The organism is Halobacillus sp. BAB-2008 (genome assembly GCF_000328325.1).
Lineage (GTDB): Bacteria > Bacillota > Bacilli > Bacillales > Halobacillaceae > Halobacillus.
The window spans coordinates 53,287-76,727 of sequence record NZ_ANPF01000028.1 but is presented as its reverse complement, the minus strand read 5'-3'; the positions used below and the strand labels follow the sequence as shown (position 1 = coordinate 76,727).

Genomic DNA, 23,441 nt, shown 5'->3' with positions numbered 1-23,441 from the left:
CTCTACACTATCGTCCGCAACGAGCCTGTGCCCTCTCTTGACAAGTTCGAGCGCTGTTTCACTTTTACCGACGCCGCTTTGACCGGTAATCAGAACGCCTATACCATATATATCTACGAGTACACCATGAATTGCGGTGAATGGTGCGAATTTAGATTCAAGAAAATTTGTCAAACGGCTGATCACACGTGTCGTCTTGTACGGCGACCTCATTAATGGAACGCCGGCATCAATCGCTGCCTCACGAAGTTCTTCAGGTACATCCATTCCTCTGGTAATGACAATACCCGGCGTCAAATCCGTACACAGTTTTTCGGCACGCTCTTTTCTCTGTTCATGTGTCAACTCATTGAAGTAGGATAGTTCCGTCTTGCCCAATAGTTGGAGACGATCTTTTGGATAGAACTTGAAATACCCGGTCATTTCCACACCAGGTCTGGAAATATCACTCATATGTATTTCACGATGAATGCCGTCTTCTCCGGCTATCAATTCTAATTTAAACTGCTCTAATAAATCTTCTGTTCGGACCTTGCTCATCTCTCTAACAACCTCCTTATTCGTGAACCACTGTCCCCTATTGTAGCATGTTTTTTTAATTCTTGAATATTTAGTCCTGACTACAGAGTAATCCATAAAAAAAGCACAGGCTGTTTCGCCCGTGCTTCCATAGAACATTATTTTTTCATATCTTTGATCAGACTGTTCAATACCAGGTTGATAATGGAAATGATGATGGCAGAAATGATTGCCATTCCGAATCCATCAATATCAAAGGTACTGCCAAGCAGCGCATCTGTAAGCCAAAGTGTAATGGCGTTAATGACGAACAGGAAGAGTCCAAGAGATACGAGCGTAATCGGCAGCGTCAAGATAACCAATATTGGACGTACAATTGCGTTCAGGATCGATAAGATCAGCGCAGCGAGTAATGCCCCGCCCACCCCTTCAATTTGTACAGAATCAAACAGGGCACCGACAGCTATGATCGCTATGGCATTCACCAAGATATGCAGGAACCAATTCTTCACACTATCCACCTACCTATTTTTTTAGACAAGATCAGAGGATGGACGGCGGGGTGACGGTCACAGGCCCGGTCATTGTCTCAGCCTCTATATGATATGTCTGGTCATATTGTTCGTAAGCTTCGAATTCCAGACGTTTGTTCATTACATCTTTCTTGTCTTTTAGAATCTTGTAGTTTTCCAACTCGCAATATACGTTCCCTATATTGCTTTTCAATAATCCTACTATTTTTCTTTCATTGGGTATGGAAACACGAATGCTTCCAGCAGTTGTCTTATAGAAGCCCGTATGAGCTTTATTGCTCAAATGATCCACTTTAATTTGTCCGCTTACGGTTGAAATATCACTCTTGCCAAGATCACCAACAAGGGAGACGGTCCCATTGATGGTATCTGCTTCCCACTCCTCAAAATTAACGGATGCTGCCGTAATACTTCCATTACCTGTTTCAACCTTGCAGCTGCGACCAATCAACTCCTTTAATTTCACAGGACCATTTGATGTTTTCAACTGCAGCTGATCTGCTTTCAGCTCCTCTATTTCCAGATCACCGTTGGACAGCTTCGCTTTAATAAAGGAAAGGTGGACAGGAGGAACATAAAGCTCCACCTTCACCTTTGTTTTTTTGACCGGGCTGGAAAGTCGGAGCAAACCTGCTTTCAAAGTCAGGTTCACGTCCTCTTGGAACCTGTCCTTCGCCTGCTGTTCACTCTCCGCCCCATACACCCTCCCATCAAATACGGCTTTGACATAATCCTGATCCCACGATCGAAGTACAAGGGAACCATTTGCAATCCATACATCGATATCATTCATTTCCCCTGCCTCCAGCACTGCCTCCTCGGAAAAAGATTGATATTCCCCGAAAACCATGTCAAAATCTGATTTTTTCACTTTCTCAACCGCATCATCGAAAAAGTTTCGTAACCCATACCTTTTGGAGGCGGGTTTCTCTTTGTCTTCCTCCGGCTTTCTTTCTACAGCTTCAAGCAGCTTCGCTCCTTCATCAGCCGTTATTTTCCCCTCTTCAATCATTTTGAGGATCTTCATTCGCTCTTCTGTCATTTTCCTCACTCCTTACTTCTTCGTACGATTTGCCAACAGCCAGTGATTCAAAAAACACCTTGAAAAGACATCGTGTCTTCTCAAGGTGTAATCTGCCTAAATACTACAGCGGTAGAAACGCTCTGTTTTCATACGTTCTAATTGTTCCGGGTTCTGTTCCATTAAACTCATCATACCATCCACCTGAGACAGGTGAGCGCGTATGGCTGCCATTTTCTTATCCCAATGAGGGCGGATATCCAATACGATTTCCGGTTCTCCCAAATCTTCCTGATGATCGTTGGAAATGGCATGCAGCCACAGCTCCGGCCGCTTCGAATCATCCATTAAACGCACAGCCTCCACCACGCCGGCACCGAGAGCGTCGTGATCCGGGTGTACAGCATAGCCAGGATAGTGTGTGATAATGATGGAAGCTCCGTACGCCTCGATTCTCTCTTTCAGATAGAGAGCCATTTGATCCAATGGTTCAAACTCCAGCGTCTTGTCACGGTAACCGAGAAATTCCAGGCCGATATCCAGCTCCTCAACCGCTTTTTGGAGCTCCTCCTTACGGAACGAGGAGAGCGTCTCTCTGTTTGCAAATACGGGCTTACCCATATTACGCCCCATCTCTCCTAATGTACCACATAGATAAGTGACTTCTGCGCCTTCTTCCCTGAACTTCGATATGGTTCCCGAAGCCCCAAAGGATTCATCATCCGGATGAGGGAAGATGACGAGCACTTTCTCTTTACTCATCCGGATCGACCTCATGAGAAAAAGGAGTCTCACTGATTTCCAGAGCTACCATAAGGCGACCTTCCCGGTCGTGTCCAGCCAAAAGGAGACGGTCATGTTCATCAATTTCGAAATCCGACACTCCTTCTGCGTACACCCATCCAAGATCCAGCTTCAATCCGACGCGGAAACCTCCGCCTGTGCTGACAATTTTTCCATGCTTATATTTCACTTTTGCATTGCGAATAAATGCCCCTACATTATAGGCGTTTTGATCAAAGTGGCTGGCATAAGCCCCATTCGTCGTTTCCAAGTGAACGTAGACATCTTTGTTGGCAAATTGATCTATTTTGTTCTGAACTGCTTCTTGCTGTATTGCTTTCACTAGTATTCCTCCCGTCAAACGATTCTTGTTTAACGATACTGAATTCTCCGGCAGGCGTCAAAACATCTACTTGGAGGCGACTTCTTCCCGCTCACTCATACGCTGTTCCATTCGCTTGCGGTCTCTTTCCAGAACCGGTTTTAAATACCGTCCCGTATAGGACTCCCTGTGTTCTGCCACTTCTTCCGGTGTACCGGTAGCGATGATCTGTCCGCCATTCTGTCCGCCTTCCGGTCCAAGATCAATGATGTGATCTGCCGCTTTAATGACATCCAGATTATGTTCAATAATCAGAACGGAATCTCCGTTTTCCACAAGTCGCTGCAGCACTTGAAGGAGTCGGGATATGTCGTCCACGTGTAATCCTGTCGTCGGTTCGTCCAGAATATAGAAGGACTTTCCGTTTGAACGGCGATGAAGCTCGCTGGCAAGTTTCACACGCTGGGCTTCCCCACCGGAAAGGGTCGTCGCAGGCTGCCCAAGCTTAATGTAATCAAGCCCGACATCCGCCACCGTCTGCAGCTTCCGTTTGATTTTCGGGATGTTGGCAAAGAAATCCAGCGCTTCTTCAATCGTCATCCCCAGTACATCTGCAATGCTCTTCCCTTTATATTTCACTTCGAGCGTTTCCCGGTTATAGCGTTTCCCGTCACATACCTCGCACGGAACGTAAACATCCGGCAGAAAGTGCATTTCGATTTTAATAATTCCATCCCCGCGACACGCTTCACACCTTCCACCTTTGACGTTGAAGCTGAATCGTCCTTTTTTGTATCCGCGGATTTTAGCTTCGTTCGTCTGTGCAAAAACATCCCGGATATCATCGAATACACCTGTGTACGTAGCCGGGTTGGAGCGAGGTGTCCGGCCGATAGGCGACTGATCGATATCAATCACTTTGTCGAGCTGATCGATACCTTCTACAGTTTTATGCTTCCCTGGTTTTTGTTTTCCGTTATGAAGCCGCATCGAAAGTGTTTTGTAGAGGATTTCATTGATCAATGTACTCTTCCCTGAACCTGATACCCCGGTGACAGCGGTCAGGAGTCCAAGCGGCACATCGGCGTTCACTTTCTTAAGGTTGTTCTCTTCCGCTCCTTTGATTTTCAAAAAGCGGCCATCCGGTTTCCGGCGCTCTGCTGGAAGCGGAATGAATTTTTTACCGGACAAGTACTGCCCGGTTAAAGACTTCCGACTCTTCATTACCTGCTTCGGCGTCCCCTGGGAAACAATATTTCCGCCATGTGCTCCTGCACCAGGTCCAATGTCGATTAAATAGTCGGCAGCCAACATCGTATCTTCATCATGTTCTACCACGATCAGCGTATTATCCAAATCGCGCATCCGCTTGAGCGTTTCAATCAGTCTGTCGTTATCACGCTGGTGGAGACCGATGGAAGGCTCGTCCAGTACATATAATACTCCCGTAAGTGCAGAACCGATCTGGGTCGCAAGCCTGATCCGCTGCGCTTCACCCCCGGAAAGGGTACCGGCAGACCGGGAAAGTGTTAAATAATCAAGGCCGACATTCGCAAGAAAGCTCAATCGCTCTACAATCTCCTTCAGGATCATGCGCGCGATCGTTTCCTCCTTCTCTGTCAGTTCTAATGAATCGAAGAAATTCTTCGCTTCCGTAACAGAGAAGTCTGTTGTCACCCCGATGTGTTTGCCGTTGATGAGAACGGCGAGAGCTTCTTCATTCAATCTGTTTCCTTTACACTTCGGACACGGTTTCTGTGCCATGTACTTTTCCATCTGCTCACGAATATAGTCGGAACTGGTTTCTCTATAGCGCCGGGAAATGTTTGGAATAACGCCTTCAAAGAAGATTTCATTTTCCCTTACTTTTCCAAAATCGTTCTCATAGCGGAAATAAACCTTCTCCTCTCCACTACCGTAAAGGATCCGTTCTTTATGCTCCTCCGGTAATTCTTCGAAAGGCTGATCCATATCAATACCGTAGTGATCTGAAACACTCTTAAGCAGCTGCGGATAGTATTGTGAGCTTTGAGGTTCCCAGGCGGCGATTGCATGTTCGTTCAAGGACCGGCTCCTGTCTGGAATCACAAGATCGATATCTACTTCAAGCTGAGTACCTAAACCGTCGCAGCGGCTGCATGCTCCAAACGGGCTGTTAAAGGAAAACATACGCGGCTCCAGCTCGCTGATGGAAAATCCGCATATCGGGCATGCATGGTGTTCACTGAACATCAGCTCCTCCTCGCCGATTACATCCACAATCGTATGTCCATTTCCTAGATTAAGAGCCGTTTCGATGGAATCAGAAAGGCGGCCTTCCACACCATCTTTAACAACAATTCGGTCAATGACGACTTCTATTGAATGTTTCTTGTTCTTATCCAGTTTTATTTCCTCGGAAATTTCGCGCATTTCTCCGTCGACACGAAGACGGATATATCCTTCTTTTTGGAGCTGTTCAAACACCTTCACGTGTTCCCCTTTTCGCCCGGAGACGACAGGTGCGAGAATCTGAAGCTTCGTTCTTTCCGGATACTCCATCACACGATCCACCATCTGCTGGACGGTTTGAGAACTGATTTCTATTCCGTGTTTCGGACAGGTCGGACGTCCAATCCTGGCGAAGAGCAGACGTAAATAATCGTAAATTTCGGTCACGGTCCCTACAGTAGAACGAGGGTTCCGACTTGTCGTTTTCTGGTCGATGGAAATTGCCGGGGATAACCCTTCAATTGCATCGACGTCCGGTTTATCCATCTGCCCAAGGAACTGACGGGCATAAGCACTCAAGGACTCCACATATCGGCGCTGTCCCTCGGCATAAATGGTATCGAATGCCAACGAAGACTTCCCTGAACCGGATAAACCAGTCATGACCACCAGCTTATTCTTTGGAATGTCGATATCGACATTCTTCAAATTGTGGGCTCTGGCTCCCTTGATACTTATATGTTTACTAGCCATACTCAAATCATCCCTCCGCTTTTAGTTCCAACAAAACATCACGCAGTTCAGCCGCACGCTCGAAATCGAGTTCCCGAGCTGCCTGCTTCATTTCCGTTTCCATATTGTCGATAAGCTCCTGACGTTCGCGCTTCGTCATTTCCGACGGCTTCTTACCCGTATCGTACTGTTCCTCTTCTTCTGCGACGGCAGTAGCCTTAATAACGTCACGCACTTCTTTCTTGATCGTTGTCGGAGTTACACCGTGCTCTTCGTTATAGGCAATCTGCTTCTCCCGACGACGGTATGTTTCATCTATAGCAAACTGCATGGAAGCCGTCACTTTGTCGGCATACATGATAACTCTTCCGTTTTCATTTCGTGCTGCACGTCCGATCGTCTGAATCAGGGAACGGTCGGAACGGAGGAAACCTTCTTTATCTGCATCGAGAATAGTAACGAGAGATACTTCCGGAATGTCCAGACCCTCTCTCAACAAGTTGATTCCGATCAACACATCGTATTTACCGACACGAAGATCCCGGATGATTTCAATCCGTTCGAGCGTCTTGATTTCTGAATGGAGGTAAGCAACCTTCATTCCCAACTCTTTGAGGTAGTCCGTTAAATCCTCAGACATTTTCTTCGTAAGTGTTGTAACCAGTATCCTCTCATTTCGATCTTTCCGCTTGTTGATCTCTCCCACCAGATCATCGATCTGACCATGAATCGGACGCACTTCAATTTCCGGATCAAGAAGTCCGGTCGGCCGGATAATCTGCTCGATCATCTTCGGTGTATGTTCGATTTCGTATGGACCAGGCGTCGCCGAAACGTAAGCAATCTGGTTGATGTGTTCCTCGAATTCATGAAACATAAGCGGCCTGTTGTCCATAGCGGAAGGGAGACGGAATCCATGATCGACGAGCACTTGTTTCCTAGCCCTGTCCCCGTTATACATCCCTCTCACCTGTGGAAGTGTCACATGGGATTCATCAATCATAATCAGGAAATCATCCGGGAAATAGTCGAGAAGCGTATAAGGCGTCGCTCCCGGCTCCCGGAACGTCAAATGACGGGAATAGTTTTCGATTCCTGAACAGAAACCCATTTCCCTCATCATTTCCAAATCGTAGTTTGTCCGCTGCTCCAGACGCTGCGCTTCGAGAAGCTTGTCGTTGTCCCGAAGCTCTTTTACACGGTCTTTCATTTCCTGTTCTATATTTTCAATGGCTTTTTTCAACTTTTCTTCCCGGGTGACGAAGTGGGAGGCCGGGAAAATCGCTACATGCTCCCGATCGCCGATCACTTCGCCGGTCAACACATCCACTTCTCTGATCCGGTCAATTTCGTCTCCGAAAAATTCAATCCTCATCGCATGTTCTTCCCGTGAAGCAGGAATAATTTCCACCGAATCCCCGCGCACGCGGAATGTACCACGCTGAAAGTCAATATCGTTCCGCGCATATTGAATGTCTACAAGGTTCCGGAGCAGCTGATCCCGATCCTTCTCCATTCCCGTACGAATGGAAAGCACCTGACTTCGATATTCGTCGGGAGAACCTAAACCATAAATACAAGAAACACTGGCAACAATGATGACATCGTTCCGCTCAAACAAAGCAGACGTAGCGGAGTGGCGCAGCTTGTCGATCTCATCATTGATGCTCGCGTCCTTCTCGATAAACGTATCCGACGAAGGGACATAAGCTTCCGGCTGATAATAATCATAGTAACTGACAAAATATTCCACAGCGTTATTTGGAAAGAACTCCTTGAATTCACTGTAGAGCTGCCCTGCCAACGTTTTGTTATGGGCTATGATCAGTGTCGGCTTGTTGACCTGTTCAATGACGTTTGACATGGTGAACGTCTTACCGGTACCCGTTGCACCGAGTAACGTCTGATGTTTTTCCCCATTGTTAATCCCTTCGACCAATGCTTTGATTGCTCGCGGCTGATCTCCCTGCGGGGTGTATTTAGATACTAATTCGAATTGTCCCTCCACGACGAAAACCTCCGTTCCTCACTATTCCTTCCTAGTTTACCACAACAGTTTACCATTCTAACCTTAAACGAACAAACATTCGCACTTGCAATTGGTTTTCCCTATTTTCCCATATTTACCCCCTCTCTCCGACATACTCCTTTTCCATCCAACCAACGTTCACCTATATCCTTTACGACTCGGAAAAATAAAGAAAGCACCTGTATCCACAGGTGCTTTCTTTATTTCTATATCAATTCAGGGCTTACGCATCAAAGGTTTGATTATATTCATTTACTTCAAACAAATCGATCAACTCAATATCCGGATTCTTATCAATGAACCAACGCAGGGAAAAATCGTTTTTGAACAGAACAACCGGATTCCCTTCCCGATCTTCAGCAAGCATGTTCCGTTCATCGAACAGCGAAACGTCCACCTGATCCTCTTTAAGCCAGCGTGGAATACGCTCTCCAAGCGGTATCAACTCAATATCCACATTATACTCATTCTTCATCCGATATTCGAATACTTCGTATTGAAGTTCTCCGACAGCACCGATGATAAAATCTTCGAAGCTGTAGCGTTTAAACAGCTGAATTGCTCCTTCCTGAACCAGCTGTTCCAAACCCTTGCGGAACTGCTTCGATTTCATAACGTTTTTAGCTGTAACCTTCTTGAAGATCTCCGGCGGGAATTGAGGAAGTTCATCATATTCAAACTTGGATTTACCTGTAACAATCGTATCGCCGATCCGATAGACGTTTGGATCATAGATTCCGATAATATCTCCTGCATATCCTTCCTCAACGGTTCCACGGGAAGAGGCTACGAACTGTTGTGACTGGGCAAGTTTAAAGGTTTTTCCGGTTCGCGAGAGCGTGACGTTCATTCCCCGTTCAAATTTACCGGAACAAACTCGAACAAAAGCGATCCGATCGCGGTGCTGCGGATTCATGTTAGCCTGGATTTTGAAAATAAAACCTGAAAACTCCTCGTCTTCTGGTGAAACGACACCTTCCGTTGACTTACGTGGTGCAGGTTCGGGTGCCATTTCAATAAATGAATTAAAGAATGTTTCGACTCCGAATGGCGCGAGTGCACTACCGAAGAATACCGGCGTTTGATCACCGCGCAGCACCTTCTCCATATCAAATGCTTCCCCGGCTTCTGCCACAAGTTCCATCTCTTCCTGAGCTTCCTGGAATGTTGCATTTTCTGTTAATTCCGGATACTGATCGAGCTGGTTATAAGGAATATAATCTTCTTCCTCATTTCCTGTGAAATGAACGAACTGTTCCTGTTCTCTGTCAAAAACCCCGAGGAATCGTTTCCCCATACCGGCAGGCCAGGTCATCGGGTATGTTTCAATATTTAAAGTTTCTTCAATTTCCTGCATTAAATCGAACGGCTCGCGTCCTTCCCGGTCCATCTTGTTAATGAACGTAAAAATTGGGATGCCGCGCATTTTACAGACTTTGAACAACTTGAGCGTCTGTGCCTCGATTCCTTTCGTCCCGTCAATAACCATGACAACACTGTCGACAGCTGTCAGCGTGCGATACGTGTCTTCACTGAAGTCTTCGTGGCCAGGCGTATCCAGTATATTGACCTGGTAGCCTTTATATGGGAAGTTCATAACACTCGATGTTACTGAGATTCCCCGCTGCTTCTCGATTTCCATCCAGTCGGATGTAGCGAATTTACCGGATTTCTTTCCTTTTACCGTTCCTGCTGAACGAATCAGATTACCAAACAGCAGCATTTTTTCCGTCATCGTCGTTTTTCCGGCGTCCGGGTGGGAGATAATAGCAAACGTACGACGCTTTTTCATTTCTTCTTGAATAGGATTCATCGTGATATCCTCCATGTTATAAATTTTTATATGTTTTGATTTAAGGCAGGATATACGTTACAACGACCGTGTCGTGGACACATGATCCGTACAGCATTCCTTTTCCATAAAAAAAGCGCGCCTCGATTTCAGAGCGCTTCAACACTTTTGATTATACTTTGAAAGTTAGCATAACCGCCCGCTAAAATCAATGCTTGACGTGATGGGCCATGATTCCTTCCACTTCTCTCCCCCTCTGCAAACCTGTTATAATAGAAGCAAATAACGTTCAGTAAGGATGCCATATATGCAAAGTTATTTACTACAACCGAAAGATATACAAAAGATTACCGGTCCCACTTACTATGAGCGGGGTAAACGCTACTTCGAATCAGGCAAAGTGTATGGACTGTCACATAATAGCGCCATCCGTTCCTGGCGGGCGGTCGTAGCGGGGACCCATGATTATGAAGTCCGCGTTTTCTTTTTTGACGATGAAGATGTCGAGGCGACGTGCGAATGCCCGGCATATGCAGAGCACTATACGTGTAAACATATCGCCGCCGTTTTAATCGCCATACGTGAGAAAACATTGGAGGAGCTCGCTCCGCGTCTGGCGGAGAAAGGGAAGAACGTCCAATTCCCTCCGGCCAGTCAAGACCGTATGTTCGCTGTAAGTTTGTTTGAGGCTTTCCGGCAGCGTCAGGAAAACCAGTCGGAAACAGAAAGCAAGCGGCCGCTGCAAGTCAACTATTTTCTGCACCTTCAATCCATGCTTGGCGCGAAGAGTCTTGGAATGGAGATAAAAATCGGCGAAGGCTATCCCTACGTCATCAAGAATATTCGGGAGCTTCTTGACCACATTCGGAAGCAGCAGCCTTACAGGATTACGAAAAAGTTCACCTTTGACCCATCCGAACACCTGTTTACAGAGCTGGATAAGCGAATTTTCCATATTCTTCAGCGGGCATATGAACAGGAGCAGTTTTATGAGCAGCATTGGAGTATGAACGATAAGAAAGTTTTACGCATTCCACCTGCCATGACCAAGGATCTCCTTCCATTGCTGCAGGAACAAAATGCTGCGATGATTGACCGTGGCGATCCGATGGGGGCTGTCCGCTTCGAACAAGATTTTCCGGATTTGTCCTTTTACGTAACGGAAGAACGCGGTCACTTTCATATGCATATGAACAAGTTGAAGGAATATGATTACCTGGCAGATTACCATATGCTGTACCGTCAGTCTTCCTTCTATCCAATTGACCCGGAGAAAGAAGATATTTTGAGGACCTTATATACCACGCTCCCATACAACTCGAGCGGAAGTCACACAGTAAGCTATCACGATATGGAAGGAATTGTTTCCTACGTCCTGCCAGAGTTAGAGCGGATAGCTGACGTTAATCTGGACTCTTCCGCTAAGGAAAGAATTATTCAGGAGCCATTGCGGGCAGAAGTTTATTTGGACTTCTCCCAATGGACATTAACCATTGATGTAAAGTTCCATTATGGTGACATTACCATCGATCCTTTTCAACAGAATAACGTCTCTCAGGCAATTATACAAAGAGACAGTCAAACGGAAGAGCATATCATGCAGATCATTGAGTCTGCCGAATTTAAATTTGATGGAGAAATGGTCTATATTGAAGATGAATACCCTTTAGATGTTTTTCTGCGCTATTATCTTCCGAAGCTTAAAGAGTGGAGTGATGTCTACTTATCTTCCTCCGTACGCTCTTTAATCAGCGAAGAAGCACACGAACTCCAAAGTTCCGTCGAGCTTGAAAACGAAGGGAACTGGCTTGATATCCGCTTTACCATTGAGGGAATCAGCTCTGATGACATACACGAAGCGCTCAAGGCCGTAATTGAAAAGAAAAAGTATTATCGACTCTCGGATGGAGCTCTAATGTCTTTGACCTCGGACTCCTTTGAACGCTTCCAGAAACTTATGAACGAACTGGATCTTACCGCACAGGATTTAGATGACAATCAACTCCACGTTTCCACGGCGCGGAGCCTTCAGGTGGAAGATGCCCTTCAACCGACGGATGCGGAACGAAACCGGCTGTTCCATGAACTTGTGAACCAGCTTAAATCACCACAGTCGTTTGATATCGCACCTCCATCTGGACTGAATGCAGAGCTGCGCTCCTATCAGCTCACCGGTTTTCGTTGGATGAAGATGCTCAGCCACTATGGTCTCGGCGGTGTCCTTGCGGATGATATGGGACTTGGAAAAACGCTGCAGACGATCACTTACCTGCTTCATGAAAAAGAAGAAGGGCTGATGAATGAACCGGCGCTGATTGTTGCTCCGGCTTCTCTCGTCTTTAACTGGAAGAAGGAATTAGAGAAATTTGCACCTTCCCTTTCTCTCCAGGTGTTGACCGGGGACCCGTCTTCACGTCAGGAAGCTCTGGAAGCAGCTGCTTCTAAAGATGTTTGGATTACCTCGTATCCATTATTGAGACAGGATGTTGCCTCCTACAGCGACCAGTCATTCCACACCATGGTTCTTGATGAATCACAGGCGATCAAGAACGAAGCGACCAAAACTGCCGTCGCGGTACGATCCGTAAAAAGCAGACACCGCTTCGCCTTAAGTGGAACACCAATTGAAAATTCTCTTCAAGAGTTGTGGTCTTTATTCCGTGCAATTATGCCGGGGTTCTTCCCGAGCAAAAAGAAATTCACGCAATTAAAACCAGAGAAGATCTCCATGATGACGCGGCCGTTTATATTACGACGGATGAAGACGGAGGTTCTTGATGAACTACCGGATAAGATCGATTCTGTCCAGTACTCAGAGCTGACCAGGGAGCAGAAAGAGGTTTACCTCGCCTACCTGGAACGAATCCAAAACGATATCCAGGAGACCATTGCGACAAAAGGAATACAGCGAGGGAAACTTGAGATCCTGGCTGGATTAACACGCCTCCGCCAAATTTGCTGCCACCCGGCATTATTCCTGGAGAACTATGAAGGGAAATCAGGTAAATTGGAGCAGCTGAAGGAACTTGCTTTAGAGCGGAAAGAAAACGGCAACCGTCTCCTTATTTTCTCTCAGTTTTCCAGTATGCTTTCCCTCATGCACGAAGAACTTCAGAAATCCGGTCTGGATGCCTTTTATTTGGACGGTCGGACAAAAACAGAAAAACGTATGGAAATGGTCGATCGGTTCAACGCCGGAGAGAAAGATGCTTTCTTCATCTCCTTAAAAGCCGGAGGGACCGGTCTGAATTTGACCGGAGCCGACACGGTCATTTTGTATGACCTGTGGTGGAACCCGGCAATCGAGGAACAAGCCGCCGGTCGTGCACACCGAATCGGCCAGGAAAAAGTCGTTCAGGTCATTCGAATGATAGCAGAAGGTACGATTGAAGAGAGGATCTATCAACTGCAGCAGAAGAAAAGGGATCTTGTTGATCAAATTATCCAGCCTGGTGAATCGATGCTTACCTCTTTAAGTGAAGAGGAAATCAAACAACTCTTTGCATGAAATAAAAAAGCAGCTGTCTCACAAGAGACAGCTGCTTTTGTTTATACTGCGGCTTTTTTACGCATTTTAAACCAGTACCCGCCAAGGATGCTTGCTCCGATAGCCATCGTAACCGTTGATATCAACATGTGGAGGGACGATGCCAATACGACATTGCCCGTAATGACGATTACAAACCCTACAGCAGCGTTCATAACGATTGATAACAGGTACAACCAGGACAACAAGATATGATAGCGGAACCTGGAAGCATAAATGACAAACCAAATGGCAGCTACGATAATGACGAACGTAGCGACCCAATGGAGCGAATAAATCATGTTGGCAATGGATTCACTCTTAATTAAGTACTCCATTGCAGGTATATCCAAGAGAACATTGCTGGCACGACTATGTTTAAAGAAAGCACCCAAAATGACTTGAAGAACGTATACACTATAGCCGATCAGGAAAGCACGGTAGCTTTGAGATACAGACGACCAGCGATCTCGATCCAACTCGACTGGTTTGTTGTTCAAACTGTAGCTGAGCAGTACAAGAATGACCAACAGCATTTGGCTGAACGTTACATCAAATGTCGTGAAGCCGGGAGGTGTTCCCAAGAGCACGTTCAAACCACCAACCATGGATTGGAAAAGCAGCAGAATGATACTCAGGATAGCCAATACGAATACAGGCTTATGCTTACGGTATTTGATGATAGCACCGATTGCATTGATTCCAGTCAATACAACAAGAAGTGGAACCATTAAACGGTGGGAATACTCGATGATGACATGATAATCCGTAATATCAGGAATAATTTGTCCATTACATACAGGCCACGTACTTCCGCACGCATCCCCGGAATCGGTTGCGACGACAAGGTTCCCGAGAATTAGTGCGAGAAACGTGACGATGGTAGTTAAAATTGAAAATTTCTTCATCGTCTTACCCTTTCTCTATTTAGATGTTAATTATAAAAACATGAAGTTCCAAAATAAATCATATCACGAATTAGAATTAATAGAGAAAGGAAATCCTATACGTTTCTCATGAACTTTTTGTGAACAACCTAAATTCACCTACTTCTTCGAGGTTGACCATTAAAAGAATGGACGATCATAAAACAAAAAAAACCGGGAAGGTCCATTCCTCCCCGGTTTCCATCAGACCGTAACTGCTGCTTGTTGTTTGCGCGCTTCCGCCTGGGCTTGTTTGATAAGACAGCGGCCCTTTCCGTGCGGGATACACATCGGTGTGCCGAACAACGGATCTTCTCTGACATCACACGTCATCTCAAATACGTGCTGCATCATTTCACAGGAAACGACTTCTTCCGGCTTCCCTTGAGAATACACCGTTTTATCTTTGACAGCGATGATATGGTCGGCATAACGACAGGCAAGGTTGATATCATGGAGCACCATGACGACCGTCCGGCCTTTATCCTGATTCAAGTCGAACAGCAGATCTAAAATCTCAATCTGGTGAGTCATATCCAGATAGGTAGTCGGTTCATCAAGCAGAAGCGTATCGGTGTCTTGAGCCAATGTCATGGCAATCCACGCACGCTGCCGTTGTCCACCGGAAAGAGAATCGACGGTACGATCCTTCAATTCCGTTAAATTCGTATCTTCTAATGCCGTCATCACTGCATGTTCATCGTCTTTCGACCAACGCTTTCCGAAGCCCTGGTATGGATAGCGGCCCTGTTTAACAAGCTGATACACAGTCAAACCTTCCGGAGTCGTTGGACTTTGCGGAAGAATCGCCATCTTCTTGGCAACCTCTTTTGTCCGCATTTTTGCGATATCCTTACTATCAAGGATGACTTCGCCTGATTTCGGTTTCAGTAACCGCGCCATTGACCGGAGCAGAGTGGACTTCCCGCACCCGTTCCCACCGATGAGTACCGTCACTTTTCCTTTAGGGATTTTCACATCCAAAGAATCGATAATGATTGAGTCGCCATATCCTAATGTCAAGTTATTTGCAAACAAGGTATCCATAGTCGATCTCTCCTTTGTTATCACACATTCCAACGCCGTCATCTATATTCAATCATGGAATTCCGAGTTTTCTCTACTTTCTAGTTTATGGGCTCTATCGATTGCTGTCAATGAATTTGAGAATCATTTTCATTACACACTTGAAAATAATATGCAGGATGCCTCTGTGAAAGAACTCTTCTTATCCGAGAAAAAGCGCGCCGTAACCAAGTGCACCTGCAATGACCAACGCAGGGTGGACTTTCCACCGTTCCAAAAGCAGAAAGCTCGCTGCTATCAGAAAAATAGTTTGGAAAAGCCCCGCCCCTTCATAAGAATTCACAAAAAAATCATACGTAATTATTCCGAGCAATACAGCGATCGTCGGTCTCACCAGCATAGTCATCCGCTTTACGCGTGGTGATTCTTTGTATTTATACAAAATTCCAAGCAGTGCGATCATTAGAATCATGGACGGCCCTACTGTGGCTGCAATTCCGATGACGGCACCGAGAACCCCGCCCTGTTCATATCCGATGTAACCTGCCATTTTTGTCGCAATCGGTCCGGGCAATGCATTCCCCATAGCCAATATTTCACTGAACTCCCTAACCTCATACCAACCATAACGATCCACTACTTCATTCTCCACCAAAGGGATGGAAGATGGTCCACCGCCGTATCCTAGAATCCCCGGTATGAAAAAGGCGACAAATATCTTCCAATAGATCATGATGCACCCTCCTTCGATTTTTGCTTCCCTTTACCGGTCAGTGCCGCTACTAACAGAATGGCAATGATAATTCCCGGGTGTACGCCCAGCGGCCGCAAAAGGAGGAGCGTGCCACATGCAAGCAAACCTGTCATTAGATAACCAAGTCCATTTGCTGCTTTCTGTAGAAACTGCCAAGTCAGAACGGCAAGCATCACACCGACAACCGGTATGACCGCCTGGGTCATCCCCTGCACCCATGCTTTGTCTTTAAAAGAAGAAAGCGAAGTCAACAGCACAATCATCAAAACAATGGTGGGGAGAATGGTAGCTAGAATGGCATTGGTCATCCCCAGCGTTCCTTTTACCCGAAAACCGATATAGCCGGCCATTTTAGTCGCAATCGGTCCAGGCAGCGTATTCGCAAGAGCGAGAAGATCACCAAATTCATCATCATTCATCCATTTATACTTTTCAACGACCTCTTTATGTACGAGCGGTATAGAAGACGGCCCCCCGCCATAGCCGAGGATACCTACTCGGAAGAATGCGAGGAAGATTTGAAGCTGTATTCTCATTTCCCTTCCCCCTTCCCTTTACCAGGCCGCGACAGAACCGTCGGTCCGGGATTCTGTTCCTCCGTATAACGTGCCGGTCTCCGAATCTCTCCAGATGATCTGCCCACGTCCGAACGATGTTCTGTCTTCCATCACTTCTATCTCATGGCCCCGTGCGCGCAATGCCTCCAATGCCTCTAATGGAAAGTCACTCTCTACCAGCACATTCCTGCCGGTTTTCCATTGCCAGCGGGGTGCATCAAGAGAGGCTTGGGGGTTCAGGTGGAAATCGATCATATTCATAATGACCTGGACATGCCCCTGCGGCTGCATGAACTCTCCCATGACACCGAACGGCCCCACTGCCTGCCCCTTACATGTCAGGAAACCGGGAATGATCGTGTGGTAACTTCGCTTTCCACCCTCCAGGCAGTTGGGGTGATCGGGGTCAAAAGAGAAATTACGACCGCGATTTTGAAGCGCAATTCCTGTTCCTGGAACGACAAGTCCGGATCCAAATCCGTTATAGTTGCTCTGTATGAAAGAAACCATGTTTCCTTCTTCATCTGCTGCTGCTAAATAAACCGTTCCACCCGTCGATGGATTTCCAGGTGCCGGCAAAGCGGCCTTAGCACCGATTTCTCCTCTTCTACTATCTGCATATGCTTCACTCAGGAGTTCATCAACATCAACTCTCATTGAATGGTTCTCAGCAATATAGTGACCACCGTCTGCAAAGGCAAGCTTCATTGCCTCAATCTGCTTATGGAACGTGCTGCCGCTGTCTCTCTCTTCAAATGAGAATCCGTCCAACAAACGAAGGGCCATCAAAGCGACGATTCCCTGTCCGTTCGGAGGCATCTCCCATACCTCATACCCCCGGTACGGGACAGACACGGGGTCCACCCATTCCGGCTTGTAACCGGAGAGGTCCTCTTTCGTAAGGAAACCACCGCACTGTTCAGAGAATGCCGCTATACGGTCAGCAAGTTCGCCGGTATAAAAATCAGCCCCCTCCGTTTCAGCTATGGCGGCAAGTGTCGCAGCGTGGTCTGTCGACTGCCATGTATCGCCGGCTTTCGGAACCTTTCCTCCCGGTGCAAAGGTATCAAACCAAGAAGAGAATTCTTCCCTCGTCAACTCATGCTTATACCGTTCATACGCCCTGTTCCACAGCTTGCTCACGATGGGAGAGACTGCAAACCCTTCTTTTGCATATGCAATTGCCGGCTCAAGAAGTTCCCGAAATGGAAGCTTTCCGAACTTTTTCGAAAGTTCCACCCACGCCCCGGGAGCACCAGGTACCGTCACAGGCATCCAGCCATATTGCGGCATCTCTTCATACCCAAGAGCTTTCATTTTATTAATCGATATGCCTGAAGGGGCGGGACCGCTCCCGTTCAGCCCGTGCAGTTTTCCATTTATCCAGACTAACGCGAAGGCATCACCGCCGATACCGTTCGATGTCGGTTCGACAACTGTCAAGGCAGCAGCAGATGCGATCGCTGCATCGACAGCGTTACCCCCTTTCTTCAATATATCCAACCCGATTTGAGCCGCAAGCGGTTGAGATGTTGCCACCATCCCTTTCCTGGCCGTTGTGCTCACACGACGGGATTGATATGGGTAATGCAAGTGATTGATTTTCGCCATTCTTTCCACCCTTTCTTTTTTTCTATGAACAGACAGAAAGGAAATGACGGAATTCCGCCATTTCCTGATCAGCTTCCTCTGTAAACCTGATAACCAAACGGTGAGACGAGGAGCGGTACATGGTAATGATCTTCCCCTGCTTCCACTCCGAATCGAACCGGGATCGTTTGCAGGAACGGCTGTCCGTCTACGCCCCTCTCTTTAAAATAGTCCCCTATATGAAAAACAAGTTCATACGTTCCGTCATGCAACGAGCCCTCTTCCACAATTGGAGCATCCAGACGCCCGTCTTCATTCGTATAATCCGTTTTTAAATGAAAGTATTCCCCGTCTCGAATTTCCAGACAGTCAATTTTCACTCGGGATGCGGGTTTCCCATCAGCAAGATTAAGTACATGCGTAGTCAGTGATGCCATCAGTTAAACTCCTTACGTATGCATCCGTGCTTCGGATACGGTAGTTTCTTCGGAACCAAGATCAGCTTTTGTTACGTGGAATACCTGAAAACCATAAGGCGGACGGGGCTCCGTATAGACTTTCCCCTCGGACCCCTCGATTTCCTCTACTACGGCCTCCCACGTCCGGTTCTGGGATTCAAAGGTCACGTCCTTCAGCTGCGGGAAACGTTCGAGAATACGACAGCCGATCCTGTAGATGAGGTTTTGGATCGATGGTGTCTGGAGTTCGTGAAACACACTGGAAGCAATATCCCTGATTTGTTCGGCGGCAACGTATAATGGAGGTTTCCAACCATAGGCATCTGCAACATTTTCATAACCCCAGTGAATATTCAGGTAAATGAATAACGGTCGGTTGCTGTCTTCCGGAAGCGTCGTATACTCATCACGAATGTACCCCGTAAATGAATTTCCCTTTACTTTGATCAATTGAAGGTCGGTCAGAGAGCTGCGTTGTTTGTTTATGACCGTTCCACCGTCTGCTGTACGGATAAATTCCGTCGAAGCGGATACCCGCTCATTCCGGGAATGCTTGAAAACGACATCGCTCTTACTCCTGCCGTCAGAAAGGGATCGTGCTGAGGTCTGCTCAAAAGGGATTTCTTCCCCTGACATTTCCACCCGCTCAAAGTGGGGATACCGATCCAGGAAAGCCTTGGCTGCGTAAGCAAGGAATCCCTCCGTCGTTGCTCCTTCGTAGGTGGCAAGGTGCCTTAGAATGAAGTTTTTCATAGAATCCGTCGCGACAACTTTTGAATTATCCCCTTCGGTAAAAGAGGATAAAAATTCCTTCCCTCCGACAGATACGCTTGCATTGAGGCCGTACACGACATTGTCACGGCCACTGAAGTCCGATTCCGGGATTTCCTTTACTCCTTCGAGCGGTTTCATATAGGTGCGGTAAGCAAAGACATCTTTTTTCCCATAATACATTAAGCGGTCATTATCCATTGAATCTCTCCTCTATTCTTCTATTTTGTCTATAAGACGAAAGGAAGCGATCGCATAGACTTCTTCCAGCGCCTTCTGAAATTCCGCTCGTCTGTCATTAGCAACCCGCGTTCGCAATGCGGCGTGAATCTCAGTTTTACGTTTTCCCTTCACCGCAAAAATGAAAGGAAACTGAAAACGCTGCTGATAGATTTCATTCAGATGATGGAAACTCCTGAATTCTTCTTCTGTTAAATCTCTCAGTCCCGCCTCTTCTTGTTCAGAAACAGATTGACTGCTCATTTTAATGTTTGCACCCAAGTCGGGGTGAGAACGGATAAGCTCCAGCTGTTCCGTTTGAGGAGAATCAGCCACGATTCCGACCATTTTCTCATGAAGGTCTTTCAGGGAGGTGAAAGGCCGGAACTTGACTGCTTTTTTCGCCACCCACGGGGAGCTTTCGAACACTCCACCGAGCTCCTGGATAAATTGCTCGTCATTCCAATCATTCAATTCTTGTAATCGGACCATCGCTTCCTCCTCCACCATGCTTTATTTACCTGAATTTTACTTAATATTCTGACAAAAGTCATTATGCAGCATCCACAAGTTTCACACACAATTTTAATCATAGTAACTAAATTCAGGCGCCTCTAGTAAGTGTCTGATTCGTAGTGCAAGTCGAAGACGGATGGTGACCTCTGAATCCGATACACGTTCCCCCAGCAGCTCTTCACATTTCTCAAGACGATACACCACTGTATTTCTGTGAACGTACAGCCGTTTTGCCGTTTCAGAGATTTGACAATGTGTTTCAAGAAAAACAAACAAAGTCTGAAGCAGCGTCTCTTCTTTATCCATCCCCCTGGAGAGTAAAGGCTTCAGGGAATGAGCGCAGAACTCCTGTAAATCTTCCCGAGGAATAATGCGCAGCAATTCTTCGATATCTTTCGTTTGATAGAGTTGAATAAACCCGTGCTTCCCGGCTAACGTTCCCGTCTTCATAGCTCTCTCAGCTTCCTTGAAGGCATTCTTCACCTGCAGAAGCCCCCTCGCAATATTGCTGACTCCAAAAGACAAAGAACGTTGAAAACGCTGTTCTATTTTCTTTTGAACCAACCCCAGGGAGGACCGGGCATAGGCATTAATATTTTCTACCGTGTCCTTCACTTCAAAGATGAGGACACACAGATCCCCCTTCGTGAATAAATGAGTGGATGAAGAAAGCCGGATTACTTCATCTTCCATATATTCATAGATGGCATCGATCGCTCTCTGATTCTGAGTATAGCTCCCTTCAGCAAGACTCCCATCTACTTTTCCTGCTGCACATATGTAATTCGCTTCCCTCTGCAGCGAGAATTCTTTCGCTCGGCTTACGACTTCATCATCGGAATGGTATAAACCCTCTGTGAAATGGAAAAAGAAATCATTCTTTACCCGTTTGGAGTACTGCTTCAGTGCATTTTCCTTTACGAGTTCAAAAGATATGACGTTGACAGCCTGTTCAATGGTAAGCATCTTTCCATGATCGGTCGGATGAAGTTCCCCCATGACAAGGAGGTACCCTGCTCTTTTCTCGTGTGTATGAACGACAAACACAGAGTAACACTCCCGATCAGACACGATGGAAAAACTGAAGAACGGAGTATCCGGAAAATAAGCAGAAAAATCTTTGAAATACAGCTCTCCAATCCCTTTTTTCAATCGTGTACTGACATTTGAATAAGCGATCGGCTTCGCATAAGGATCAAGCAGAACAACTGGATGGTCGATCGTTTCTGCAATGTTCCTCATCAATCCCTCCATCCCCTTGCCTCTCATCACATGATCGGTAAAGCGTTTATGCGTCTCCAATGCTTCCTTCAGCTCATTGGTACGCCGGTCGAGAATACTGCTCAAAATTTCATTGACAATATCCCCAAGAGAATTATCTGCAGGAATTTCAATGATTGGAAACCCGAGACTATCTCCTTCCCCCAATACCTCACCAGGGATCTCCTGTAAAAAACGTTTCGTTTTAATTCCGAGTGCAGCACATCCCTGACTATCCATATGTCGAACGAGGTCTACGAGCTCCGCAGGATTTTTCCGAACATGATAGGCAGTCGTGACAAGCATTTCATCCTGTTTCAAAAAGCGCGCGATGTCAGGTGCATCCATCATATTGACATGGAGCACTTCCCGGTCGATCCCCGTGACACCGGCAATCACTCTGCTGCCGCTCAACGCCGGAACATCTAAAACATTTTTTACTTTCAAACGAGTATCCCCCTAACTATTATTGCGTACATTTTATCACAAATTTCTGATAATTTATTGATGTTGCACAAATAAATGAGCAAAATCCTACATAATTGCTAATGATGTTCTTCCTGTCTATTGATACACTTACAACTACTATTATGGTTACAGGACCTTTCCTGTCTCCATTACCAGACAAAGGATGGATAGGAATGAATACCAATACGGGAAGAGATCAAATCAATATTCCTGCAAACGAGGAACTGATCGAATGGCTGGCATCCTACGGTAAAACAAAAGATGGAGGTGTCGAACGTCTCCTCTATACGGAGGCTTGGCTGAGTGCCCAGAACGCTTTGAAGGAACGCATGGAATCTATCGGACTCACTTCCCGCTTTGACAGTGTCGGCAATCTTTTTGGGAGATTGGAAGGAAGTGAGCCGGAAGCGGACTGCGTCCTGACCGGTTCTCATATCGATACCGTAAGGAACGGAGGCAAATATGATGGCGCCTACGGAATCATTGCGGGTCTGATTGCCGTTCAGCGACTAATGAATGAATTCGGAAGACCGAAGCGCTCGATTGAAATCGTTTCTCTCTGCGAAGAAGAGGGCAGCAGGTTTCCCATTACCTTCTGGGGTTCCGGACACATTACAGGACGATATGGTTTGGAGGATGGATCCAACATCCAGGATCATAACGGTATTTCCTTATATGAAGCGATGAAAGCATGCGGCTTCGATCCTGCCCGGTACACTTCCCCCGTTCGGAAGGATATCCATCGTTTCTTTGAGTGTCATATTGAACAGGGAATCGTCCTTGAAAAAACCGGATCAGCGCTGGGTATCGTCCGCCATATCGTCGGACAGAAACGCTTCACCATAAAAGTTAATGGAGAAAGTAATCACGCAGGTACGACACCAATGCCTTTTCGAAAAGATGCCCTCGCCGTTTCAGCGGATATCATTCATTTCATTACGAAAACGGCTGCATCCACACACCCGGACCTCGTCGCCACAGTCGGGCAGATCCGGCCGGTACCGAACGTTCCCAACGTCATTGCAGGGGAAGCCCTTTTCACCCTTGACGTCCGCCACCAGGATAAAGACATTCTCCAGGAATATTGTGAGGAAATCCACCGTTACTGTCTTCACTGCGAAGCCGCCTATCTCATGTCTGTCGATATGAAGCCCTGGCTTGAGGTAACGCCGGCAGAACTGGATCCGTCTCTGTTTCAATTAGCCTGCCATACGGCTGACAGGATGAACATTAACGCGAGAACGATCATCAGTGGAGCCGGACATGACGCACAGGTTTTCGCTCCTTTCTGTCCAACCTCTCTCCTATTCGTCCCGAGTCGAAATGGACGAAGCCACTGCCCGGAAGAATATACACCCCCCGAGGAACTGGAAAAGGGAATTGAGCTGCTCACAAGTATGCTTTATCAATCTGCTTATGTATAAGAAG

16 protein-coding genes and 2 pseudogenes are annotated in these 23,441 nt (G+C 46.6%); 2 read left to right on the top strand and 16 right to left on the bottom strand.

From position 1 onward, the window contains the following. The 8 genes and pseudogenes from D479_RS08075 to D479_RS08040 form a co-directional block, all read right to left on the bottom strand. Positions 1 to 540, bottom strand: a pseudogene (locus D479_RS08075) (HPr kinase/phosphorylase); the annotation flags it as partial. 137 nt (positions 541 to 677) lie between these two features. Next, positions 678 to 1,031: a phage holin family protein gene (locus D479_RS08070; RefSeq protein ID WP_008635672.1), complete on the bottom strand. Its 354-nt coding sequence runs from the start codon at positions 1,029 to 1,031 to the stop codon at positions 678 to 680. Between the two features lie 31 nt (positions 1,032 to 1,062). Continuing rightward, complete coding sequence (locus D479_RS08065; protein WP_008635671.1) at positions 1,063 to 2,094, bottom strand: DUF4097 family beta strand repeat-containing protein; 1,032 nt, start codon at positions 2,092 to 2,094, stop codon at positions 1,063 to 1,065. A 96-nt stretch (positions 2,095 to 2,190) separates the two neighbouring features. Then, positions 2,191 to 2,835 carry a bacillithiol biosynthesis deacetylase BshB2 gene (gene bshB2, locus D479_RS08060; RefSeq protein ID WP_008635670.1) on the bottom strand — a complete coding sequence of 215 codons (645 nt, stop codon included), beginning with the start codon at positions 2,833 to 2,835 and terminating at the stop codon, positions 2,191 to 2,193. Next, on the bottom strand, positions 2,828 to 3,199 hold the full coding sequence (locus tag D479_RS08055; RefSeq protein WP_008635669.1) for a YojF family protein: 372 nt from the start codon (positions 3,197 to 3,199) through the stop codon (positions 2,828 to 2,830). Before D479_RS08055 ends, bshB2 begins: the two co-directional genes overlap by 8 nt. Positions 3,200 to 3,265: 66 nt before the next feature. Further along, complete coding sequence (gene uvrA / locus D479_RS08050; RefSeq protein WP_008635667.1) at positions 3,266 to 6,142, bottom strand: excinuclease ABC subunit UvrA; 2,877 nt, start codon at positions 6,140 to 6,142, stop codon at positions 3,266 to 3,268. A 7-nt stretch (positions 6,143 to 6,149) separates the two neighbouring features. Beyond that, positions 6,150 to 8,129 carry an excinuclease ABC subunit UvrB gene (uvrB, locus tag D479_RS08045; RefSeq protein WP_008635661.1) on the bottom strand — a complete coding sequence of 660 codons (1,980 nt, stop codon included), beginning with the start codon at positions 8,127 to 8,129 and terminating at the stop codon, positions 6,150 to 6,152. Between the two features lie 244 nt (positions 8,130 to 8,373). Further along, positions 8,374 to 9,963 carry a peptide chain release factor 3 gene (locus D479_RS08040; RefSeq protein WP_008635659.1) on the bottom strand — a complete coding sequence of 530 codons (1,590 nt, stop codon included), beginning with the start codon at positions 9,961 to 9,963 and terminating at the stop codon, positions 8,374 to 8,376. A gap of 286 nt (positions 9,964 to 10,249) precedes the next feature. Between D479_RS08040 and D479_RS08035 the strand changes: the two genes are divergently transcribed. Then, positions 10,250 to 13,450, top strand: coding sequence for a DEAD/DEAH box helicase (locus D479_RS08035; protein WP_008635656.1), 3,201 nt, complete (start codon positions 10,250 to 10,252; stop codon positions 13,448 to 13,450). Between the two features lie 41 nt (positions 13,451 to 13,491). On the opposite strand, the gene D479_RS08030 is transcribed toward D479_RS08035, so the two are convergent. The 8 genes and pseudogenes from D479_RS08030 to D479_RS07990 all read right to left on the bottom strand — a co-directional run bounded on the left by D479_RS08030 (position 13,492) and on the right by D479_RS07990 (position 21,992). Next, positions 13,492 to 14,376 (bottom strand): COX15/CtaA family protein, encoded by an 885-nt coding sequence (locus tag D479_RS08030; RefSeq protein WP_008635655.1) that lies wholly within the window; start codon positions 14,374 to 14,376, stop codon positions 13,492 to 13,494. 222 nt (positions 14,377 to 14,598) lie between these two features. Next, positions 14,599 to 15,441, bottom strand: a complete 843-nt coding sequence (locus tag D479_RS08025; RefSeq protein ID WP_008635652.1) for an ABC transporter ATP-binding protein — start codon at positions 15,439 to 15,441, stop codon at positions 14,599 to 14,601. A gap of 181 nt (positions 15,442 to 15,622) precedes the next feature. Further along, a complete protein-coding gene (locus D479_RS08020) occupies positions 15,623 to 16,153 on the bottom strand; it encodes a chromate transporter (protein WP_008635649.1) in 531 nt (176 codons plus the stop codon). Continuing rightward, the gene (locus D479_RS08015) at positions 16,150 to 16,710 is read right to left on the bottom strand and encodes a chromate transporter (RefSeq protein WP_008635646.1); all 561 of its coding nucleotides are present in this window, start codon (positions 16,708 to 16,710) and stop codon (positions 16,150 to 16,152) included. The genes D479_RS08020 and D479_RS08015 overlap by 4 nt, the downstream gene beginning before the upstream one ends. An 18-nt stretch (positions 16,711 to 16,728) precedes the next feature. Next, positions 16,729 to 18,342, bottom strand: a complete 1,614-nt coding sequence (locus D479_RS08010) for a gamma-glutamyltransferase family protein (protein WP_008635644.1) — start codon at positions 18,340 to 18,342, stop codon at positions 16,729 to 16,731. A 68-nt stretch (positions 18,343 to 18,410) separates the two neighbouring features. Beyond that, on the bottom strand, positions 18,411 to 18,758 hold the full coding sequence (uraH, locus tag D479_RS08005) for a hydroxyisourate hydrolase (RefSeq protein WP_008635643.1): 348 nt from the start codon (positions 18,756 to 18,758) through the stop codon (positions 18,411 to 18,413). A gap of 12 nt (positions 18,759 to 18,770) precedes the next feature. Then, positions 18,771 to 20,261: pseudogene (pucL, locus tag D479_RS08000) on the bottom strand (factor-independent urate hydroxylase). A 93-nt stretch (positions 20,262 to 20,354) separates the two neighbouring features. After that, the gene (locus D479_RS07990; protein WP_008635637.1) at positions 20,355 to 21,992 is read right to left on the bottom strand and encodes a PucR family transcriptional regulator; all 1,638 of its coding nucleotides are present in this window, start codon (positions 21,990 to 21,992) and stop codon (positions 20,355 to 20,357) included. Between the two features lie 194 nt (positions 21,993 to 22,186). On the opposite strand from D479_RS07990, the gene D479_RS07985 reads away from it, so the two are divergent. Further along, positions 22,187 to 23,437, top strand: a complete 1,251-nt coding sequence (locus tag D479_RS07985) for a M20 family metallo-hydrolase (RefSeq protein ID WP_008635635.1) — start codon at positions 22,187 to 22,189, stop codon at positions 23,435 to 23,437. Positions 23,438 to 23,441 lie beyond the last annotated feature (4 nt).

Coding starts and splice junctions, on each gene's coding strand:
- uvrA (WP_008635667.1), bottom strand. CDS start 6,142: ATGGCTAGTAAACATATAAGTATCAAGGGAGCCAGAGCCCACAATTTG.
- D479_RS08015 (WP_008635646.1), bottom strand. CDS start 16,710: ATGAGAATACAGCTTCAAATCTTCCTCGCATTCTTCCGAGTAGGTATC.
- D479_RS08025 (WP_008635652.1), bottom strand. CDS start 15,441: ATGGATACCTTGTTTGCAAATAACTTGACATTAGGATATGGCGACTCA.
- D479_RS08010 (WP_008635644.1), bottom strand. CDS start 18,342: ATGGCGAAAATCAATCACTTGCATTACCCATATCAATCCCGTCGTGTG.
- D479_RS08020 (WP_008635649.1), bottom strand. CDS start 16,153: ATGATCTATTGGAAGATATTTGTCGCCTTTTTCATACCGGGGATTCTA.
- D479_RS08040 (WP_008635659.1), bottom strand. CDS start 9,963: ATGAATCCTATTCAAGAAGAAATGAAAAAGCGTCGTACGTTTGCTATT.
- D479_RS08035 (WP_008635656.1), top strand. CDS start 10,250: ATGCAAAGTTATTTACTACAACCGAAAGATATACAAAAGATTACCGGT.
- D479_RS08065 (WP_008635671.1), bottom strand. CDS start 2,094: ATGACAGAAGAGCGAATGAAGATCCTCAAAATGATTGAAGAGGGGAAA.
- bshB2 (WP_008635670.1), bottom strand. CDS start 2,835: ATGAGTAAAGAGAAAGTGCTCGTCATCTTCCCTCATCCGGATGATGAA.
- D479_RS07985 (WP_008635635.1), top strand. CDS start 22,187: ATGAATACCAATACGGGAAGAGATCAAATCAATATTCCTGCAAACGAG.
- uraH (WP_008635643.1), bottom strand. CDS start 18,758: ATGGCATCACTGACTACGCATGTACTTAATCTTGCTGATGGGAAACCC.
- D479_RS08030 (WP_008635655.1), bottom strand. CDS start 14,376: ATGAAGAAATTTTCAATTTTAACTACCATCGTCACGTTTCTCGCACTA.